At 66.9% G+C, this 18819-nt stretch carries 19 protein-coding genes; 7 read left to right on the top strand and 12 right to left on the bottom strand.

Annotated elements, in window-relative coordinates; genetic code table 11:
• The 3 genes from AC1VV3_RS00685 (at position 1) to AC1VV3_RS00675 (ending at position 1640) form a co-directional block, all read left to right on the top strand.
• On the top strand, positions 1–978 hold the full coding sequence (locus AC1VV3_RS00685) for a threonine ammonia-lyase (RefSeq protein ID WP_431567984.1): 978 nt from the start codon (positions 1–3) through the stop codon (positions 976–978).
• 126 nt (positions 979–1104) lie between these two features.
• Positions 1105–1335: a hypothetical protein gene (locus AC1VV3_RS00680; RefSeq protein ID WP_431567983.1), complete on the top strand. Its 231-nt coding sequence runs from the start codon at positions 1105–1107 to the stop codon at positions 1333–1335.
• Positions 1336–1376: 41 nt separating this feature from the next.
• Positions 1377–1640 carry a hypothetical protein gene (locus AC1VV3_RS00675; RefSeq protein WP_134092689.1) on the top strand — a complete coding sequence of 88 codons (264 nt, stop codon included), beginning with the start codon at positions 1377–1379 and terminating at the stop codon, positions 1638–1640.
• Positions 1641–1694: 54 nt separating this feature from the next.
• Here the strand turns inward: AC1VV3_RS00675 and AC1VV3_RS00670 are convergent, their stop codons facing one another.
• The 8 genes from AC1VV3_RS00670 to AC1VV3_RS00635 form a co-directional block, all read right to left on the bottom strand.
• On the bottom strand, positions 1695–2957 hold the full coding sequence (locus AC1VV3_RS00670) for a class I SAM-dependent RNA methyltransferase (RefSeq protein ID WP_431567982.1): 1263 nt from the start codon (positions 2955–2957) through the stop codon (positions 1695–1697).
• The gene (locus AC1VV3_RS00665; protein ID WP_431567981.1) at positions 2954–4372 is read right to left on the bottom strand and encodes an NAD(P)H-hydrate epimerase; all 1419 of its coding nucleotides are present in this window, start codon (positions 4370–4372) and stop codon (positions 2954–2956) included. Before AC1VV3_RS00665 ends, AC1VV3_RS00670 begins: the two co-directional genes overlap by 4 nt.
• On the bottom strand, positions 4344–4718 hold the full coding sequence (locus AC1VV3_RS00660; protein ID WP_243654038.1) for a hypothetical protein: 375 nt from the start codon (positions 4716–4718) through the stop codon (positions 4344–4346). Before AC1VV3_RS00660 ends, AC1VV3_RS00665 begins: the two co-directional genes overlap by 29 nt.
• 113 nt (positions 4719–4831) lie before the next feature.
• On the bottom strand, positions 4832–6688 hold the full coding sequence (gene ilvD / locus AC1VV3_RS00655; RefSeq protein ID WP_132262170.1) for a dihydroxy-acid dehydratase: 1857 nt from the start codon (positions 6686–6688) through the stop codon (positions 4832–4834).
• Between the two features lie 137 nt (positions 6689–6825).
• Complete coding sequence (locus AC1VV3_RS00650; RefSeq protein WP_132262169.1) at positions 6826–7392, bottom strand: DUF805 domain-containing protein; 567 nt, start codon at positions 7390–7392, stop codon at positions 6826–6828.
• Between the two features lie 63 nt (positions 7393–7455).
• Complete coding sequence (locus AC1VV3_RS00645; protein ID WP_431567980.1) at positions 7456–8208, bottom strand: N-formylglutamate amidohydrolase; 753 nt, start codon at positions 8206–8208, stop codon at positions 7456–7458.
• Positions 8205–9038 carry a 4-(cytidine 5'-diphospho)-2-C-methyl-D-erythritol kinase gene (locus AC1VV3_RS00640; protein ID WP_465128062.1) on the bottom strand — a complete coding sequence of 278 codons (834 nt, stop codon included), beginning with the start codon at positions 9036–9038 and terminating at the stop codon, positions 8205–8207. The genes AC1VV3_RS00645 and AC1VV3_RS00640 overlap by 4 nt, the downstream gene beginning before the upstream one ends.
• 138 nt (positions 9039–9176) lie before the next feature.
• The gene (locus AC1VV3_RS00635; RefSeq protein WP_465128061.1) at positions 9177–10826 is read right to left on the bottom strand and encodes an electron transfer flavoprotein-ubiquinone oxidoreductase; all 1650 of its coding nucleotides are present in this window, start codon (positions 10824–10826) and stop codon (positions 9177–9179) included.
• A 92-nt stretch (positions 10827–10918) separates the two neighbouring features.
• Between AC1VV3_RS00635 and AC1VV3_RS00630 the strand changes: the two genes are divergently transcribed.
• From AC1VV3_RS00630 to moaB, 3 genes are all read left to right on the top strand, one after another.
• Positions 10919–11719, top strand: coding sequence for a uracil-DNA glycosylase family protein (locus tag AC1VV3_RS00630; protein WP_134092684.1), 801 nt, complete (start codon positions 10919–10921; stop codon positions 11717–11719).
• 64 nt (positions 11720–11783) lie between these two features.
• Entirely contained in the window at positions 11784–13592 is a 1809-nt protein-coding gene (locus AC1VV3_RS00625) for a lytic transglycosylase domain-containing protein (RefSeq protein WP_132262162.1), read from the top strand.
• The gene (gene moaB / locus AC1VV3_RS00620) at positions 13582–14109 is read left to right on the top strand and encodes a molybdenum cofactor biosynthesis protein B (protein WP_134092682.1); all 528 of its coding nucleotides are present in this window, start codon (positions 13582–13584) and stop codon (positions 14107–14109) included. The genes AC1VV3_RS00625 and moaB overlap by 11 nt, the downstream gene beginning before the upstream one ends.
• 74 nt (positions 14110–14183) lie before the next feature.
• Here the strand turns inward: moaB and AC1VV3_RS00615 are convergent, their stop codons facing one another.
• The gene (locus tag AC1VV3_RS00615; RefSeq protein WP_431568437.1) at positions 14184–15026 is read right to left on the bottom strand and encodes an arylamine N-acetyltransferase family protein; all 843 of its coding nucleotides are present in this window, start codon (positions 15024–15026) and stop codon (positions 14184–14186) included.
• Positions 15027–15168: 142 nt separating this feature from the next.
• Positions 15169–15804, bottom strand: coding sequence for a thiamine phosphate synthase (gene thiE / locus AC1VV3_RS00610; RefSeq protein ID WP_134092680.1), 636 nt, complete (start codon positions 15802–15804; stop codon positions 15169–15171).
• A 325-nt stretch (positions 15805–16129) separates the two neighbouring features.
• Between thiE and AC1VV3_RS00605 the strand changes: the two genes are divergently transcribed.
• Complete coding sequence (locus AC1VV3_RS00605; protein WP_207912790.1) at positions 16130–16534, top strand: hypothetical protein; 405 nt, start codon at positions 16130–16132, stop codon at positions 16532–16534.
• Between the two features lie 99 nt (positions 16535–16633).
• Here AC1VV3_RS00605 and AC1VV3_RS00600 read toward each other — a convergent pair whose 3' ends face one another.
• Entirely contained in the window at positions 16634–17545 is a 912-nt protein-coding gene (locus AC1VV3_RS00600) for a fructose bisphosphate aldolase (protein ID WP_431568436.1), read from the bottom strand.
• A 79-nt stretch (positions 17546–17624) separates the two neighbouring features.
• Positions 17625–18716: an acyltransferase family protein gene (locus AC1VV3_RS00595; protein ID WP_431568435.1), complete on the bottom strand. Its 1092-nt coding sequence runs from the start codon at positions 18714–18716 to the stop codon at positions 17625–17627.
• Positions 18717–18819: the final 103 nt, after the last annotated feature.

Here is an 18819-nt window from a genome sequence, read left to right as displayed (position 1 = left end):
ATGACGCACTCGCCCGACTATCGCCCCACTGCCGCAGGCGTGGCCCTGGCTGCCCGCAAAGTCGCGGAAATCCTGCCGCGCACGCCCCTGCTTCCGCTAGAGTTCGAGGGCCGCACCATCTGGTGCAAGGCCGAGAGCCTCCAACCCGTAGGCGCCTTCAAGATCCGCGGCGCCTGGCACCGGCTCACCGCATTGAGCGAAACGGAGCGGGCGCGCGGCGTCGTCGGCGTCTCCAGCGGCAACCATGCGCAAGGCGTGGCCTGGGCCGCGCGCCGCCTGGGCATTGCCGCTGCCATCGTCATGCCCATCGACGCGCCCGCCGTGAAGCTGGACAACACCCGCGCCCTGGGCGCCGAAGTAATCCTCTACGATCGCCCCGGCGGCGAGGACCGCGATGCGGTGGCCGGTCGGATCTGCGCCGCCCGCGGCGCCACGCTCGTCCATGCTTTCGGCGACCCCTGGGTGATCGAGGGACAGGGCAGCACCGGCACTGAAATCGCCGCGCAAATGGCGGAACTGGGCCTTGAAGCCCCCGATCAGGTGGTGGCGCCCTGCGGCGGCGGTGGCCTCACGGCCGGCCTCGCCCTCGCCTTGCCGGACGCCCGGATCGTCCCGGTCGAGCCGGAAGGCTGGGACGATGTCTGCCGCAGTCTGGCGGCAGGAGAGATCCAGCGCGTGGCCGCCGATGCCCCTCCCACCGCCTGCGACGCTCTGCAGACGCCGGCGACATGGCCCGTCAATTTCGAGATCATGAAAGCCCGCTGTCCCTTCGGCCTCGTGGCGACACCGGCAGAAATCCGCGCTGCCCAGCGCCTGGCCTTCGCCAAACTGCGTCTCGTGATCGAACCGGGCGGCGCCGCGGCGCTGGCGGCCGTGCTGGCAGGCAAAGTCGACCTGACCGATCGCACCGCCGTGATCCTCTCGGGCGGCAATACCGATGCCGAAGCCTTCGCACGCGTCCTTCGGGAAGACGCCTGAACCCAGCGCTCCGCTTTTGGCGAAATCCCGTTTCGAGATGCTTTCATCTGAACGTATTTTCTGGACGAGGCCCCTGCTCCGTATTATTCTTGCCTCAAAGGGATAACTTTGGGTTGGGAGACGGGCGTGAGCACACGCAGCGAGTCATATTCGGTCGTCTCCATCCGCTGGGGTTTCGCAACTCTGGAAACGCTTCTGGTGCTGGTCACGCTGGCTGCGCTCACCAATAATCTGCTGGACGCGGACTGGGGCCTTAGCTGGTCGACTTTCTTCGTGGGCATGATCGGCAGCACCTGGGCTCTGGTGATCTACCAGCTCGTCGCAGCCCAGATGGCCGAAAAGGACGGCGATTCCTGACGGGTCTTCGCGATCCGATCTTCCGGTGCTAGGGCCGGGGCATGGATTTCGACGATCAGCTCCGCCGCTATTTCGGCACCGACGACCTTTCGACCATCGCACCCACCACGCTGGAAACCGGCATCGATCGCATGCGCGTCGATCTGGGCATGGAGAAGGACCGGAGCCGCCGGTTCGCGCTGTGGTCCCTGCTCTATCTGTTCAACGCCTCGCCGGACCTCGACGTCGCTTTCGACAATGATGAGGACCGCAACGCCGCGCGGGATTTCATGGACATGATGGCGAAAGCGCAACAGGCTGACTGATCCGGCGCCGCCGGTTCAGTCAGCACACATCCGCGCTTCAGGTAACCCGCAGCTTCAGGCGCGCTCGAAATAGCTCGCGAGTTCGACGTGGGTGGACCAGCGGAACTGGCCCACGGGGCGCAGTTCCACCAATCTGAAGCCCGCCTCGATCAGCCGCGCGGCATCGCGCGACCAGCTCGACGGATTGCACGAGATATAGACGACGCGGTTCACCGTGGACCCGGCGATGCACTCCACCTGCTCGCGCGCGCCGGCGCGCGGCGGGTCGAGCAGCACGGCCTCGAACTTGCTCAGTTCGTCGGGCTGGAGCGGGTTGCGGAACAAGTCGCGGTGCGCGCTGAACACCGGCAGTTGGGCGCTGTCCGCGGCGGACTTGCAGGCCAGATGCGCATCGCGCGCGGCTTCGGCTGCCAGCACTTTAGTCTGCGGTCCGGCCAATGCCAGCGCGAAAGTGCCAAGCCCGGAAAAGAGATCGGCAACCGTCGCCGCGCCCTGAAGCCAGCCACGCGCCGCTTCGACCAGCGCTTCCTCGCCGTCCACCGTCGCCTGCAGGAACGAGCCCGGCGGAAACGGCACATGCACGCCGCCGAGTTTCACGGTGACCGGCACCGGCTCCCACACGGTTTCGAAGCCGTAGCCGCCGTCCATGGTAAGGCGCGCGAGGCCATGTTCGCGCGAGAAGTCGAGCATCGCTTCGGTCGCGGCCAACCCCTCGGCAGTGAGTCCCTTCACGCCAAGGTCCACGCCCTGGTCAGTCAGGGTCATCTCGATATCGGCGGCCATGCGCGCCTGCTGGTGCCGGGCCGACTTTCCGGGCTTGCCGCCCTTCTTCGCCGGTGCCGCCTTGCCCATCATGATGAGCAGCTTGCGCAGCGGACCGAGCACCGCAAAAAGCTCCGGCGCCATGACCGGGCACTCGTCGAGCTCTACCAGCCGGTGGGACTTTGCCTCGCGGAAGCCGATGACGATGCGCCCGCCCGAGCTTTCGGCGCGCAGCGACACGCGGCGGCGCGCGCCCGGCGGGGACAAGTACGGAGCGGAGATCGTCTCCGCGCCCAGTTCCTGCGAGGCCGAGGCATTGGCGACGCGCCCTTCGACGAAGGCGGCCAGGCTTTCCTCGTCCAGCTGCTGGAGCTGGCAGCCGCCGCAGCGGCCGAAATGGGTGCACGCGGCCTGGATATGGTGCGGCCCCCATTCCAGGGTGCCGTCTTCGCGCAGCAGGTCGCCCGGCGCGGCGCCCCAGGCGAAGCGCCCGCTCGCGGTTACGCCGTCGCCCTTGGAGGCGATTCTCAGGATTTCTTCGGTTTCGGTAGTCACAGGCAGGCCGCTAGCGCAGCCGGGACCATTTGTCCAAGCTGACCGGCAGTAAAGGCAGGCGGACACCGCCGCGCGGCCTCTCCGTGGAGCCAGACGCCCTCGCAAGCGGCGGCAAAGCCATCCGCTCCGGCGGCGAGGCGGCTGGCGATGCAGCCGGCCAGCACATCGCCGGTTCCGGCCGTGGAGAGCCACGACGTCGCGCGGGGGGCGCAGGCCAGTCGGCCATCGGGCGCGGCGATCACCGTATCCGGCCCCTTGGCGACGACGATCAGCCCCGCCGCTTCCGCCAGCGCCAGCGCCCGGCGCGGCTTGCTGCCCGTGCCGTCGAGACCGAAAGCACGTTCGAGCGCCAGCAGTTCACCCTCGTGCGGCGTCGCCACGGTCGCCGCCTTGCGCTCGGCCAGATGGCGCGGGCCCAGCAGCACCAGTGCATCGGCATCCACCAGGGCCGCAGCCGAATCGGCCAGGGCGATCGCCAGTCGCTCGCGCGCGGCAGTGTCGCGGCCGAGGCCCGGTCCCACGAGAATGGCCGTGTTGCGATCATCGGCCAGTACGTCGATCAACTTGCCCTGGTCGACCACGAGGTCCGCGGGAACATTGCGCTTGCTGTTTGCGAACAGCTTCACATAGCCCGCTCCTGCTCCCTGCGCGGCCAGGCTCGCCAGTACCGCCGCGCCGGGCATTGCGCCGCCGACCACGGCCAGCAAGCCGCGCCGATATTTGTGCGCGTCAGGCCCGGGCGCCGAAATCCGCGGCTTGCTCACGGCCGTTGCCGCGCCCGACACCGGTTCCACACCGATCGGCACCAGGCGCAAAGCCCCCATTCTGGCGGTCGCCGGCATCAGGAAATGGGCGAACTTCCATGCCCCAAGCGCCAGGGTGAGGTCATAGCGCGGCAGCACTTCGTTCAGCACCATGCCGGTATCGGATTGTACGCCGCTGGGCAGATCGACGGCGATCCGGTGGTGATGCGCCTCGGCCAGACGGTTCAGCAGCGTGAATTGTTCCGCCGAGAGCGGCCGCGTCAGCCCGCTACCGTAGAGGCAGTCGACGAAGACATCGCCTTCGGCTGCGCCCGCCTGTCCGGCGTCCAGCACCCGGCCCTGATAGAGCGCGCGCGCATGCCGCGCGGCATCGGACTTCGGCTCGCCCGCGGCCACCACGGCGACCTGGCCCCCGCGCTCGCGGATGGCCTCGGCCATGACATATCCGTCGCCGCCGTTGTTCCCCGGGCCGCACAGCACCGTGACCCGCCGCCCGGCGCATATCCGCCAGATCCACTCGGCCGCGCCGCGCCCCGCCAGTTGCATCAGCGCATCGACGGAAGAACCCGCCGCCATCAGCGCCTCCTCCGCGCCGCGCATCTGCGACACGGTGAGGATCTGGCTATCGTGCGGGCTTGGACTCTGCGGCATGGGGCTTCCTCGTGACCGGAAACAGGTAACGGTCCGCCCCGAGGCTGACGTCGAGCCGATCACCGTCCAGCCTTGTTACCGCCACTTGCGCCCCATCGGCAACCGCCAGCCCGCTGCCGTCGGTCATGACCGTGAAGCGCCGGAACCCGCCGTCCGGATGATGGACCACCAGCACCAACCGGTCCTGCTCGCGCACGCGCTCTACCGCGCAGACCGGTTTAAGTTCCGCCGAACCGGCGACGGCGCAGGGAATGCGCTCTCCGCCTTCGGCCTGCTCCGGCACCTCATGCCCGGCAGAGCATGCCGCAAGAGCAAGGGAAAGCGGCAGGACGGTGAGGAATTTCATGGCCATGCGCCTTGCTACAGGCGCGAGCAGCGCGGCGCCAACGCCATGTGCAAGGCAGACCAAAATGGGACACCGCCTCCCCGGATCGCATCCGGGGAGGCGGCATGCATGCCTTAGCGACGCTTGAGCTGGGTCACGTCGCGCACCGCGCCCTTGGCGGCGCTGGTGGTCATCGCGGCATAGGCCTGGAGCGCGGCCGAAACCTTGCGCGGGCGCGGATGCACCGGCGACCAGGCATCGGCCCCGCGTGCTTCCTGCTGGGCGCGGCGATGGGCCAGAATCTCGTCCGAAACCATCAGGTTGATGGTGCGGCCGGGGATGTCGATCTCGATCGTGTCGCCGTTCTCGACCAGCCCGATAGCCCCGCCCTCGGCGGCTTCCGGCGAAGCATGTCCGATCGACAGGCCCGAGGTGCCGCCCGAGAAACGGCCGTCAGTCAGCAGCGCGCAGGCTTTGCCCAGGCCCTTCGACTTCAGGTAGCTGGTGGGATAGAGCATTTCCTGCATGCCCGGCCCGCCGCGCGGCCCTTCGTAGCGGATGACGACCACGTCGCCCGCGCCGACTTGCGCGCCAAGGATGCCCGCGACCGCCGCATCCTGCGATTCGTAGACGCGCGCGGTGCCGGTGAACTTCAGGATGCTGTCATCCACGCCCGCCGTCTTCACGATGCAGCCGTCCTGCGCGATATTGCCGTAGAGCACCGCAAGACCGCCGTCCTGGCTGAACGCGTGCTCCTTGCTGCGGATCACGCCGTTCTCGCGGTCGAGATCGAGTTCTTCCCAGCGGCGGCTCTGGCTGAACGCGGTCTGCGTCGGCACGCCGCCCGGCGCCGCCTTGAAGAATTCCTGCACCGAAGGCGCATTGGTGCGCGAGATGTCCCAGTGGTTCAGCGCATCGCCCAGGGTGCGCGCATGAACGGTCGGCAGGTCGGTGTGCAGCAGGCCCGCGCGGTCAAGCTGACCGAGGATCGCCATGATGCCGCCGGCGCGGTGGACGTCTTCCATGTGGACGTCGTTCTTCGCCGGCGCGACCTTGGACAGGCACGGCACCTTGCGGCTGAGGCGGTCGATGTCCTCCATCGTGAAGTCCACGCCCGCCTCCACGGCGGCGGCGAGCAGGTGGAGCACGGTGTTGGTCGATCCGCCCATGGCGATGTCCAGGCTCATGGCGTTCTCGAACGCGCCGAAGCTGGCGATATTGCGCGGCAGGGCGGTCTCGTCGTCCTGCTCGTAATAGCGGCGGCACAAGTCCACGGCGAGGCGACCGGCCTCCAGGAACAGGCGCTGGCGATCGGAGTGGGTGGCCAGGGTGGAGCCATTGCCCGGCAGCGAGAGACCCAGCGCTTCGGTCAGGCAGTTCATCGAATTGGCGGTGAACATGCCCGAGCACGAACCGCAGGTCGGGCACGCCGAACGCTCGATCGCCTGGACTTCCTCGTCGGTATAGCTCTCGTCGGCGGCGGCGACCATGGCGTCGACCAGGTCGAGCGCCTGCTCCTTGCCGCGCAGCACGACCTTGCCCGCTTCCATCGGTCCGCCGGAAACGAAGACCACCGGAATGTTGATGCGCAGCGCCGCCATCAGCATGCCCGGCGTGATCTTGTCGCAGTTGGAGATGCAGACCATGGCGTCCGCGCAGTGGGCGTTGACCATGTATTCCACGCTGTCGGCGATCAGGTCGCGGCTGGGCAGCGAATAGAGCATGCCGTCGTGGCCCATGGCGATGCCGTCATCCACCGCGATGGTGTTGAATTCCTTGGCGACGCCGCCGGCCGCCTCGATCTCGCGCGCGACCATCTGGCCCAGGTCCTTCAGGTGGACGTGGCCGGGCACGAACTGCGTGAACGAGTTCACCACCGCGATGATCGGCTTGCCGAAGTCCCCATCCTTCATCCCCGTCGCGCGCCAGAGGCCACGCGCGCCCGCCATGTTGCGGCCGTGAGTGGAAGTGCGTGAACGATAGGCGGGCATTGTGCGAACTCCGGGATTTTTCATGGGCACGGCGCGGGACAGCTACCGTCTCGACCGCGCCCCTACGACAAGTGCCTGGCTTTTGCGAGGCATAAAATTTCCAAAAACGCGCTTTTCGCTTTTCGGATCGTGCGGAACTAGCCTCGGGGCTCCGGGCCGAAACGGTTTTCACCGGGCTTGCCGGACCGGGCGAGCAGCAGGATTAGCGCGCCAAGGGCTGCAAGATAGCAGAGATTGTTGAGGAACAGCAGTCCGAACAGCCGGGTGTCGAACACCGGATCGGCAAAGAGCACGGGCATCCTGGAGAAACCGAAAAACAGGAACGGCAAGGGCAGCAGCGCCCAGGCGCCCGAACGCCCCGTGTCATGCAGGCGGCGCACCGCAGCGGCGGCGATCAGCACGATCAACACGGCCATCGTACCCTCCAGCGCCAGCACGAACGGGCCCATGTCCGGCATCAGTTCCGGATGATGGCCTTCTATGCTGATCTCATAATGGCCCGGCCCCGAAGTGATCGTCGCCTGATCGGGATGCTCCAGCGCGAACTTGCGCATCTTCGCCATGGACGCGAGCACTTGCGGCGTCATCGCGGCAACGCCGCCGAGCAGGACCAGCCCGACCACCACGGCCGCCCATGGCCAGAATGCCGCGCGGGTTTCACGACCGGAGAATTTCGCCAGTCGTACAAGGTGATAGCCGATCATGTTGCCCCCGGATCAATCTCCGGCAGCCTATCCGCGCCGCGCCTTCGCGACAACCCGGACGAATCAGCGAAGCCCGTCGGCGACCGCGCTGCAGATACGGGTCATCCGTTCCGCCCAGACCGCCTGTCCTGCCGCATCGGCGATCTGGTCCTGCCGGATCTCGATGGAGAGGTAGGGGCGGCCATGCCTTTCGGCGTGACGGTTCATCGAGGCGTTGAGCACTCGGCCCGAGTAAGGCTCCTGGTCGCCCACTGTCAGGCCTTCGGCTTCCAGCAGCGGAATGGCGAGACGGGCGGCGCGATCGTCCTCGTTGTAGAGAATGCCGATTTCCCAAGGGCGCGGCTTGTCGCAAGTCGCCAGGCCGGGAGTGAAGCTGTGAAGCGAGACGATCAAGGCGGGAGCGGCTTGCTCCAGCGCCTGTTCGAGCGCCGTGTGATAGGGATCGAAATAGGCCGCGACGCGCGCTGCCCGGCCTTCATCGCCGATCATGTTGCCGGGGATCGCATAGCCGTCCGAAACCTCGGGAAACATGCCGGGCATGCCGATATCGCGGTTGAGGTCGCAGACCAGGCGGCTGATCCCGGCGAGCCAGCCCCACACGCCCGGAGCCACCATGCGCTGCGCCACCCCCGCCACGCCGATGTCGATGGCGATGTGCTGGTTCATCAACTCGGCGGGAATACCTAGGTCGATCCCCTCCGGCACATGGTTCGAAGCATGATCCGCCACGACGAGAATGCCGCCCGCGGCCGGCGTGCCGAGCACCCGGTAGACTTTACCCGCCGCTTCGGGGTCTGAAATATCGGAAGTTTTCAACGCAGCTTCCCGGATAATTGCCACCAATCGGCATGGTCTGCCGCGATCCTTGCCGCGGCCTGGCTTAAGGCTTCCTGACTCTCGTAGAGGGCGAAGCACGTCGCGCCGGAGCCGGACATGCGCGCCAGGAACGGCGCGGTGTCCCGCAAGGCCGCGAGCACTTCGGCTATCACCGGGCATAGGGCGATCGCCGGGTCTTCCAGGTCGTTACGACCGGCCAGGGCGATCTGCCGCAAGGTTCCGCTCGGCATCGGCCCGCGGTCGCGCTGGTCCCAGGCCTTGAACACCGGCCCGGTCGGCACGGGCGCGCGCGGGTTGACCAGAAGGACAGAGCAGCCTTCGAGGTCGTTCTCCGCCACTTCGGCAAGATCGGTGCCCGTGCCGGTGCCGATGCAGGGCCGCGACAGCACGCAGGCGGGCACGTCCGCGCCCAGTCTTGCCGCCCGCGCATGCCAGTCCTCGGGCAGGCCATGGGCACGCTCGACCATGCGGAACACCGCGCCGGCATCGGCCGATCCGCCGCCCAGCCCCGCCGCAACCGGCAAGCGCTTTTCGAGATCGACCGCCCAGCCCTGCTTCCCCTCGCCATGCGGCAGCGCCAGCAGCGCCTTGGCGACGATATTGCCGAAAGGATCGTCGATCTTCCCGGCAAATTCGCCGTGCGTGGTCAGCCGGTCCGCCTCTGCTGGAGTCGCAGCCAAGGCGTCCCCCGCATCGACGAACGCGAACAGGGTTTCCAGCTCGTGATAGCCGTCCTCGCGTCGCCTGCGGACATGAAGCGCGAGGTTGATCTTGGCGTAGGCGATTTCGGTCAGCATCGCACCGTCCATGCCGCGCCGCGCGCGGAGAGGCAAGTTGAGCTTCGCCGGCCCGGTACTCCGCCGCTATTCGTCCGTACGCACTTAGAGACTGCTTCCGTCACCCGACCGGCAACGAAAAAGGGGAAGGCCTGGCCCTCCCCTTCTCGATCACATATTCGGATAGTTCGGGCCGCCGCCGCCTTCCGGCGTCACCCATTCGATGTTCTGGGTGGGGTCCTTGATGTCGCAGGTCTTGCAGTGGACGCAGTTCTGCGCGTTGATCTGGAGCTTGGCGCCCGCACCGTCCGGATCGACGAATTCGTAGACGCCGGCCGGGCAATAGCGCGCTTCCGGCCCGGCATAGAGCGGTAGGTTGATCGCGGTCGGGACGCTGGCATCCTTGAGCTTCAGGTGGACCGGCTGGTCTTCCTCGTGATTGGTGAACGAGTAGGACACGCTGGTCAGGCGGTCGAAGCTGATGACACCGTCGGGCTTGGGATAGGCGATCGGCTGGTAGAGATCGGCGCGCTGGAGCGTCGAGGCGTCGGTGTGATGCTTCATCGGCTTGGCCAGGCCGAAGCCGAACAGCGTGCGCAGCCACATGTCCGCGCCGGCCAGCACCGTGCCGATCTCGCCGCCCCACTTGGCGACCATCGGCTCGGCATTCTGGACGAGCTTCAGTTCCTTGGCGATCCAGCTTTCGCGCACCGCCGTATCGTATTCGCCCAGCGTGTCCTGCGCGCGGCCCGCGTTGATCGCCGCGGCCATCGCCTCGGCCGCCAGCATGCCGCTCTTCATCGCGGTATGCGTGCCCTTGATGCGCGGCACGTTGACGAAACCGGCCGAGCAACCCGCCAGCACGCCGCCCGGGAAGGCCAGCATCGGCACCGACTGCCAGCCGCCCTCGTTGATCGCGCGCGCGCCGTAGGCAACGCGCTTGCCGCCTTCCAGGATCGCGCGGATTTCCGGGTGCTGCTTCCAGCGCTGGAATTCCTCGAACGGGTAGACGTAGGGATTCTTGTAATCGAGCGCGGTCACGAAGCCGAGCGCCACCTGGTTGTTGGCCTGGTGGTAGAGGAACCCGCCGCCCCAAGAATCGGTCTCGCTCATCGGCCAGCCCTGGGTGTGGATGACTCGGCCGGGAACGTGCTTGTCGGCCGGAATGTCCCAGAGTTCCTTGATGCCGATGCCGTAGATCTGCGGCTGGCAATCCGCTTCAAGGTCGTACCTGGCCTTGAGCCGCTTGGTCAGGTGGCCGCGCGCGCCTTCGCAGAACACGGTGTACTTGCCCAGCAGGTTCATGCCCGGCTGGAAGTCGGCCTTGGGATTGCCCTCGCGGTCGACGCCCATGTCGCCGGTCTGCACGCCGATCACGGCGCCGCTCTCGTCATAGAGGATCTCGGCGGCCGGGAAGCCCGGGAAGATCTCGATCTCCAGCGCCTCGGCCTGTTCGGCCAGCCAGCGGCAGAGATTGCCCAGCGAGCCGGTGTAATTGCCCTCGTTCGACATGAACGGCGGCATGACCAGGTGCGGCAGACCGAACTTCTTCTTCTTCGTGAGATGCCAGTGCCAGTTGTCGGTCACCGGCGTTTCCGCCAGCGGGCAGCCGTCCTCGCGCCAGGTGGGCAGCAGTTCGTCGAGCGCCCTGGGATCGATCGTCGCGCCCGAAAGAATGTGCGCGCCGATCTCCGAGCCCTTCTCCAGCACGCAGACCGACAGCGCCGGATCGACCTGCTTCAGCCGGATCGCCGTGGCAAGGCCGGCAGGCCCACCGCCGACGATGACGACGTCATACGGCATCTCTTCGCGTTCAATCATTGCGTCCACTGAGCCTGCCCCTAATTTAGTCGCTCGATTAATTTTCTCGAAATGCCTTGATTGGTGGAAGCCAAGAGGTCAAGACCCAGCCGATGGATCAGGCCTCAAATCGGCAATTTCTGGACGATATCACAGGTGCGCTGGACTGGTGGCGCGAGGCCGGGGTCGATTTCGACTTCCTGGACACGCCGCGCCAGTGGATCGTGCCCGAGGAAGAACGCGACGAAAACGGCGGCCGGATTCCCCCGCGGCGGCGCCCCCCGGTGCAAGTCGACGCGCCGCCGGCCCTGCCTTCGCGGATCGATCCGGCGCTGCTGCCGGCCGACCTTCCGGCCTTCCGCGACTGGTGGATGCGCGAATCGCTGCTGGACGACGGCGGATCCGCCGGGCGCATCCTGCCCTCGGGGCAAAGCGGCGCGCCGCTCATGATCGTCGTCGAGACTCCCGAGCCGCAGGACCGCGAAACGCTGCTGACCGGCCCCCAGGGCAAGCTGCTGGACGCGATGCTGGCCGCCTTCGGCACCCGGCGCGAGGAAGTTTACCTCGCCAGCGCCCTGCCCCGCCACGACGCCCTGCCCGACTGGCGCGCCGCGGAGACTCGCGGCCTTGGCGATGCGCTGGCGCGGCACGTTAACCTTGTGGCCCCGCAGCGACTCATGGTGCTGGGCGGAAACGTCCTGTCGCTCATTGGCCACGAATCGCCGCAACGCGCTGCCGTTTTAAGACAATTTCATCATGAAGGATGTGTTATACCGCTTCTGGCCGGGTGGGGGCTCGCCGCGCTGATGCAACAACCGCGCGCGAAGGCGAGCTTCTGGAGCGCCTGGCTAGAGTGGTCAAAGTCTGAAACTGACAAGTCGGTATCAACCGCGCCGGAGGATCAGAAGTCCTGAAAGGACCGATTTCCGCCGGCGATTAGGTCGCACGATGCGGGGAATGAATTTGAAAAGATCCGGCATGGAGAGAAACCGCAAGGGACCCTGGCGCGCCAGCGCAGCCACAGGCGTCACTTTTGCCGTTCTCACCGTCATGTCCGCCCTGGGCGCAAGCCCGGCCATCGCCAACAGCGCGGCCGTGGAATATTTTCGCTCGCGCGCGGACAATACCGCGGTTCCCTCGCTGCTGAGCCAGGATGACCGCGCCTATTACAAGCAGGCTTTCGACGCCGTGGACTCGAAGGATTGGTCCACTGTCCAGCGCTTGCTGGCAGACCGTCCCGAGGGCCCGCTCCACCAGCAGCTTCGCGCCGCTTACTATCTTGCGTCCGGCTCTCCCAAGATCGAGCTTCCCGCGCTGCAATCGTGGCTGGCCGAAGGCACCGACCTGCCCGGCGCAGACCAGATCAGCCGCCTGGCCCTCAAGCGCGGCGCGCTCAACGTGCCCTCGCTTCCCGCCGAGCAGCAGTTCGCCCGCCTGCCGACCATGGTGAAGCGCGTGCGGCCCTCCTCGATCGACGACGGCACGATGCCCGCCATGATCGCAAGCGGCATCAACGACCGCATCAAGGCCGACGATCCCACCGGCGCCCGCATGCTGCTGGACGGCATCGACGCTGGCCTCAGCCCCTCGACCCGGGCCGAATGGCGCCAGAAAGTGGCCTGGAGCTTTTATATCGAGAATCAGGATGCGCAGGCCTATCAGCTAGCACAGCTTGCCGCGATGGGCACCGGCCCCTGGGTCGGCGAAGCGTGGTGGACCGCCGGTCTGGCCGCCTGGCGTCTGGGTGACTGCGACGGCGCGGCCGACGCTTTCGACAAGACCGCCAAGTCGTCCGAGAACGCCGAACTCACCAGCGCGGCGCACTATTGGCGCGGCCGCGCCCTCGTGCGTTGCCGCAAGCCGGAACAGGCTTCGGCAGCCCTGCGCCTCGCCGCCGCCCGCGACGAGACGCTTTACGGCATGCTGGCCGCCGAGCAGTTGGGCATGAAGCTGCCGGAACAGCATGCCGCGGCGGACTTCACCCAGAACGACTGGCAAGTGCTGCGCACCAACACCAACATCCGCACGGCCGTGGAACTCGCCGAGATCGGCGAGGACAGCCTGGCCGACGAAGTGCTGCGCCACCAGGCCCGCATCGGCACCCCGGACCAATATGCCTCGATCACGCGCCTTGCCCGCGATCTCGGCCTGCCCTCCACCCAGCTCTGGATGGCCTATAACGCGCCCTTCGGCGGCAAGCCCGAGCCGGCAAGCCGGTTCCCCACCCCCAAGTGGAACCCGGTCGGCGGCTGGAAGGTCGATCCGGCACTGGTCTATGCCCATGCCCTTCAGGAATCGATCTTCCAGACCAGCGTCGTCAGCCCGGCGGGCGCGCGCGGCCTGATGCAGATCATGCCCGCTGCCGCGCGCGATCATGCCAATTCGCTCGGCTACACCGGCAACGCTTCCGATCTCAACAAGCCGGAAGTGAACCTTGCCTTCGGCCAACGCCATCTTGAGATGCTGCGCAACGATCCGGGTACGCAGGGCCTGCTGCCCAAGGTCATGGCCGCCTACAATGCCGGTCCGCTGCCGGTGCGCCGCTGGAACTCCGAAGTGAACTGCCAGGGCGATCCGCTGCTCTGGATCGAATCCTTGCCGTACTGGGAGACGCGCGGTTACGTGAACATCGTGCTGCGCAATTACTGGATGTACGAGCGTCAGGCCGGAGGCCAGTCCGAAAGCCGCATGGCGCTGGCGCAGGATATGTGGCCGACGTTCCCCGGCCTCTCGGGCTCGCAGGCCGTCCGCATGACGGCGAACGGGGCAATCGTGCGTGGCCATTGATCCCGAGCGTGTCTTCAAGCCCATCAATATCGCCGTCCTGACCGTCTCCGACACGCGCGGCCCCGAAAACGACACTTCGGGCGACATCCTCGTCCAGCGCATTCGCGACGCCGGCCATGCCCTGGCCGACCGCGCGATCGAGCGCGACGATGCCGACGTGATCGCCGCAAGGTTGAACGCCTGGATCGACGATCCGAACGTGGACGCCATCGTCTCCACCGGCGGGACCGGCCTCACCGGGCGCGACGTCACGCCCGAGGCCATCGACCGGGTGAAGGAGCGCGACATTCCGGGGTTTGGAGAGCTGTTTCGCTGGCTTTCGTACAAGACCATCGGCACGTCCACCGTCCAGTCCCGCGCCTGCGCCGCCGTTTCGCGCGGCACTTACCTCTTCGCCCTCCCCGGCTCGAACGGCGCAGTGAAGGACGGTTGGGACGGCATTCTGGCCGAGCAGCTCGACAGCCGGAACCGTCCCTGCAACTTCGTGGAACTGATGCCGAGGCTGCGAGAGAAGTAAGCTCGGCGGCCCTCAGCCGCCCGGCCCGTCACCGCTTGGCGGACAAACTGAGCGTCTCGTAAGGGACTGCTTGCTCAGGCGAAAATCGGCAGTTTTGCAGCGTCTTCCTCGCTGAGCGTGATGCCGAACGTCTCGCCCAGAAGGCGGGCATATTCGGCGGCGGTTTCGATCTGGCGAACTTCGCTCTTGCCGTGACGGCCGATCGTGAACTGCCGGTCGCTCAAGGACGCGAAGCCGCCTTCCAGCACCACGCTGGCGACGCAGAGCGTGGTGAAGCGCGTGCCGGGCCGGGTCGAGGTCCAGTGGTTGCTCATCTCCAGGTCGTCCTGCGCGACATCATCGAGATCGAACACATATTGCGGCTGCCAGTCGCCGTGGGGAGCGCCGCGTCCATCGGTGGCGCCTGCGGGACCGGCGCGTTCGAGCCGCCATTCACCGCCCAGCGATCCGCGTTCTCCGCCGCGCAGAAGCCTGTGCCAGGCGCCGTCGCCGGTCTGCACTTGCGCGCCGTCTTCAAGCGGGAGCGGCGGAACGTAGCTGCCGCCGAAGCCGGCATCGGCAATCCAGGCCTCGCCGTCCAGATTGACCAGCAGCAGGGTATGGGTACGGGGCGGAACCACGCCCTCGCCCAGCCCCAGCAGCACGCGGGCCAGCAGGGGCCGGTTGACCAGCCCCATGGCCGAAAGCGCGTCGGCGTAGAGGCGGTTCTGTTCGAAGCAATAGCCCCCGCGACCGCGCGTCACGAGCTTTTCGAAGACGCTGGCACTGTCGATGCGGATGCCCTGTCCCAGCGGTATCGCGAGGTTTTCGAAACCGATCGACCGGCGATGCGCCGTCTGCACCGCGCCCAGCCCTTCCGAAGAGCGGGCCGGCATCTCGGAAAGGCCGATACGGGCGAAGTAACGATCGATGTCCATGTGCCGTTTCTGCACCGCTCGCCCCCGCGGGGCAAGCCTGTGGATAAGCTGTGCAAAGCCTGGGGACTGGCCGTGGAAAGCCGGTGGAGCGACAGTGGAAACCCTGTGGGTTTCCCGCTTCGCCCCGCCCCCTCCGGCAGGATCAGTTCGCTGCGGTCAGCGCTTCGTGGAAAGCCTTGATCGCGGCGGCTTCGTCGCCGTTCCAGACCGCCCCCGATACGGCCAGGAAGTCCGCGCCGGCCTTCACCAGAGGAGCACAGTTTTCAGGCGTGATCCCGCCGATGGCCACGCAAGGGATCTCGAAGATCGCCTGCCACCATTCGAGCAGGTCGACGCCCGCCATGTGCTTCACCTGCTTGGTCGTCGTAGGGAAGAAGGCCCCGAACGCCACGTAGTCCGCGCCGGCCTCCCCCGCATCCATGGCCAGGTGGCGGCTGTCGTGGCAAGTCACGCCGACTTGCGCATCGCGGCCGAGCGCATTGCGCGCCTCTTCCACCGTGCCGTCTTCCTGGCCGATGTGCACGCCATCGGCGCCGAGACGCTTGGCCAGGCTGATCGAATCGTTGACGATGAACGCCACGTCCCGTTCCCCGCAGATCTTCTGCAGCGGTTCCGCAAGCCGCGCGGCCTCGTGCTGGTCGAGGTCCTTGACCCGGAACTGGAACGCCGCGACCGGCGCCGCATCCAGCGCACGCGCCAGGCGATCGGGAAAGCCGCCGCCCACTTCGAGCGGCGAGATAAGATAAAGCTGCGTCGGTTCGCGTTCGTTTTCGTCCATGCCGCGGCCCTAGCGCGTCCTCGGGCTCAGGAAAAGGCTTCCTCGTCCGATGAGGCATTGGCGCAAGGGCTTCAGTTCGGGCAAGGTTCAGGCGCGATGCGGTTTCTCGGCGAGGAGCCGCCCCAAGTCCCTCTCCCCCTACCGTGTGAGGATCATGAGAAGCCGCGCCCTGACGACTGCCCTTTCGCTCGCGACCGCGTTGGTCGCGCTGTCTGCCTGCCGGATCATTCCAGCCTCCCCTGTGCGGCCCCATGCGCCCGCCTCGACTCCGGCACCAGCATCGGCCCCTGCCCCGCTCCCGCCGCCAACCGCCCCGGACCCGGAAGTGCTGGCCCCCGAACCGGATGTCCATGCAGGCGGTCCACCGGCCACCGATTTCTACACCCCGCAATCCCCCCCGCCGCGCGCGCCCTACGAGGGACCACCGCTCGCTTATACCCGCATCGGCGAGACGGTCTTCGTCGACGGCCCCAAGGTGACCCCGCTCGCGCTGCTGGAGGACAGCCGCTGCGCCGAAGGCACCCAATGCGTCTGGGCCGGCCGCCTGAGAGTTCGCGTTCGCGTGGACCTGGGTTCGGGGCCGCGCGAAGTGGAGATGACGCTGGGACAGCCCGTGCAGATCGCGGATGGACAGCTCGACTTGCTGGATGCCCTGCCTCGGCCCACTGCCGGCAGGAAACCGGCGCCTTTCGCCTACCAGTTCGGCTTCCGCTTCATGGGCGGCCTCTGACCGCTGCCAAGCAGCCAAGGACCTGACGAAAGGCCGTAACGGAAAAAGGCGGCGCCTTGCGGCACCGCCCTTCCTTCAAGCGAAAATCCCCGGGCAGGATCAGGCGGCGGTGGTCGCGCCGACCTTTTCGGTAGAACCCGCGAAGATTTCGTCGATCGCCTCGCTCAGCGCGGCGTCGAATTCCGCGTCGCTCATCTGCGAGCGCAGGTCTTCCAGCAGCGCGCGGCTGAAGCTGGCGATGATGCCCTTGTTCTTTGCCAGTTCGGCGCAGGCTTCGGTGCGCTTGTAGCCGCCCGAAAGCGCCACCACGCGCAGAACCTTGGGGTGCGAAACCAGCGGGTCGAACGTGCCCGGCACGATCGGCAGCGAAAGCTTGAGCATGACGCGCGTGCCTTCCGGCAGGGCATCGAGGTTCTTGAGGATCTCGGCCAGGAGCAGCGAATCGCACTCGGCGCGAGTCTCGCTCTTGATGTTCACTTCCGGCTCGATGATCGGCATCATGCCGTGCGAGAGCACTTGGCTGCCGATCTCGAACTGCTGCTTCACCACGGCGGCGATGCCTTTGGCATTGGCCGAATTGATCACCGAACGCTCTTTGGTGCCGAACACGCCGAGCGCCTTGGAACGCTCCAGCAGGGCATCGAGGGTCGGCATCGGCTTCATCAGCTGTACGCCGTTGGCTTCGTCTTCCAGGCCCTTGTCGACCTTGATGAAGGGAACCACGCCCTTGGCGATCAGCGCCTGCGGAGTGGGCACGCCGGCGACTTCGCCATCCATGGTCCGCTCGAACAGGATCGCGCCGATCACCTTGTCACCGGTGAAGGCTGGCGAGGCGATGATGCGGGCGCGCATCTGGTGGATCAGGCCGAACATCTCCTCTTCGCTCGACCAGGCGCCTTCCTCGATGCCGTAGCCCTTCAGGGCCTTGGGCGTGGAGCCGCCGCTTTGGTCGAGCGCGGCGATAAAGCCGTTCCCGCCGGCCATTTTGGCCGCCATTTCCGAATATTGCATGGTTTTCTCCTCCTAGTTGTATCGACAACCTGAAACGGGCTTATTCCCCGAGCCACCGTTTCGCAACTGCGGCAAAAGGCTATCCGTCGGTTGGGTGATCCGTTCCGGCGAAGACGCGCGCGCGCTTGCGGCGGCGCAGCATGTCGGACAGCAGCATGCGCGCGGGAACGTCGATCCAGCGCACGCAGAACCACGCGACGAGGAGGCACGCGCCCAGGAACGCGAAGGCCATCAGCACTTCGTTGTAGTGGAGGTCGTCCTTGAAGTAACGCATCGGCTCTATCAGCGCCCAGTGCACGGCATAGAGCGCGAACGACACCTCGCCAACGAACCAGGCCGCGGGCGCCAGCTTTCGCGAGGGTTCGACGCGCGATCCCAGCCAGACCAGCAAGGGGGACAGCAACAGCGTGCAGGCAAGGTCGTAGTGGCTGGCCGATAGCCAGTGGGGATCGGCCAGCAGCATTGCAGCGATCGCGGCGAGGCAGGCCAGCCCGCCGAGCGTCGCCGGCCGGTGCGCGGGCTGGCGCAGGCGCGCGATCAGCATGCCGGCGCAGAAGGAGTAGAGCGTGCGGGCCAGCGCCACCGACCACTCGTTCCAGATCGCACCGATATTGCCCGAGCCGTTCTCCAATACCGCCGGGGCGAACCACCATGCCGAAGCCGCGCAGACCGCCAGCAGGGCGAACCGCGGCAGGCGGAACAGCAGCAGGATCATCACCAGATTGGCGACAAGCTCGTAGAACAGCGACCAGGCCGGGACGTTGAGCGGAAACAGGGTGTTCGTCAGCGGGGACGGCAGCATCAGCGCATTGATGGCGGTGCTGATCACGATCGTCGGCACGCGCAGCGAAGTGTCACCGCCGGTATAGTGGCGTACCAGGCCCACCGTGGTCGTCAGCAGCACGCCGACGAGAAACAACGGATAGAGCCGGACCAGGCGCTTGGTCATGAAGTCGCCCGCGCCCATGCCTCCCTGCCAGCGCGGCAGGTAGCTGGTGCAGAGCACGAAGCCCGAGAGCGCGAAGAAGAAATCCACCGCGACGTAGCCGTGCGGTGCCTGGGAGATGTTGAAGTGGAACAGCGCCACCGCCAGCGCGGCAATCCCGCGCATGCCGTCCAACGTGACGTAACGCCCGTGCCACGGCGGCGCGACTTGGTCACGGTGGCTCATTCCTGCGGCATCCCCCTCTCGACGTCCCGGACCTGATCCGGGACCGCCGGCCCTGAACGGCCCCTTCGCGGCGGCGCGCTTCGCATCCCCGCCCAAAGACCTG

The organism is Novosphingobium sp. BL-S-34, from assembly GCF_056857015.1.
This window is presented reverse-complemented; position numbering and strand designations above follow the sequence as displayed.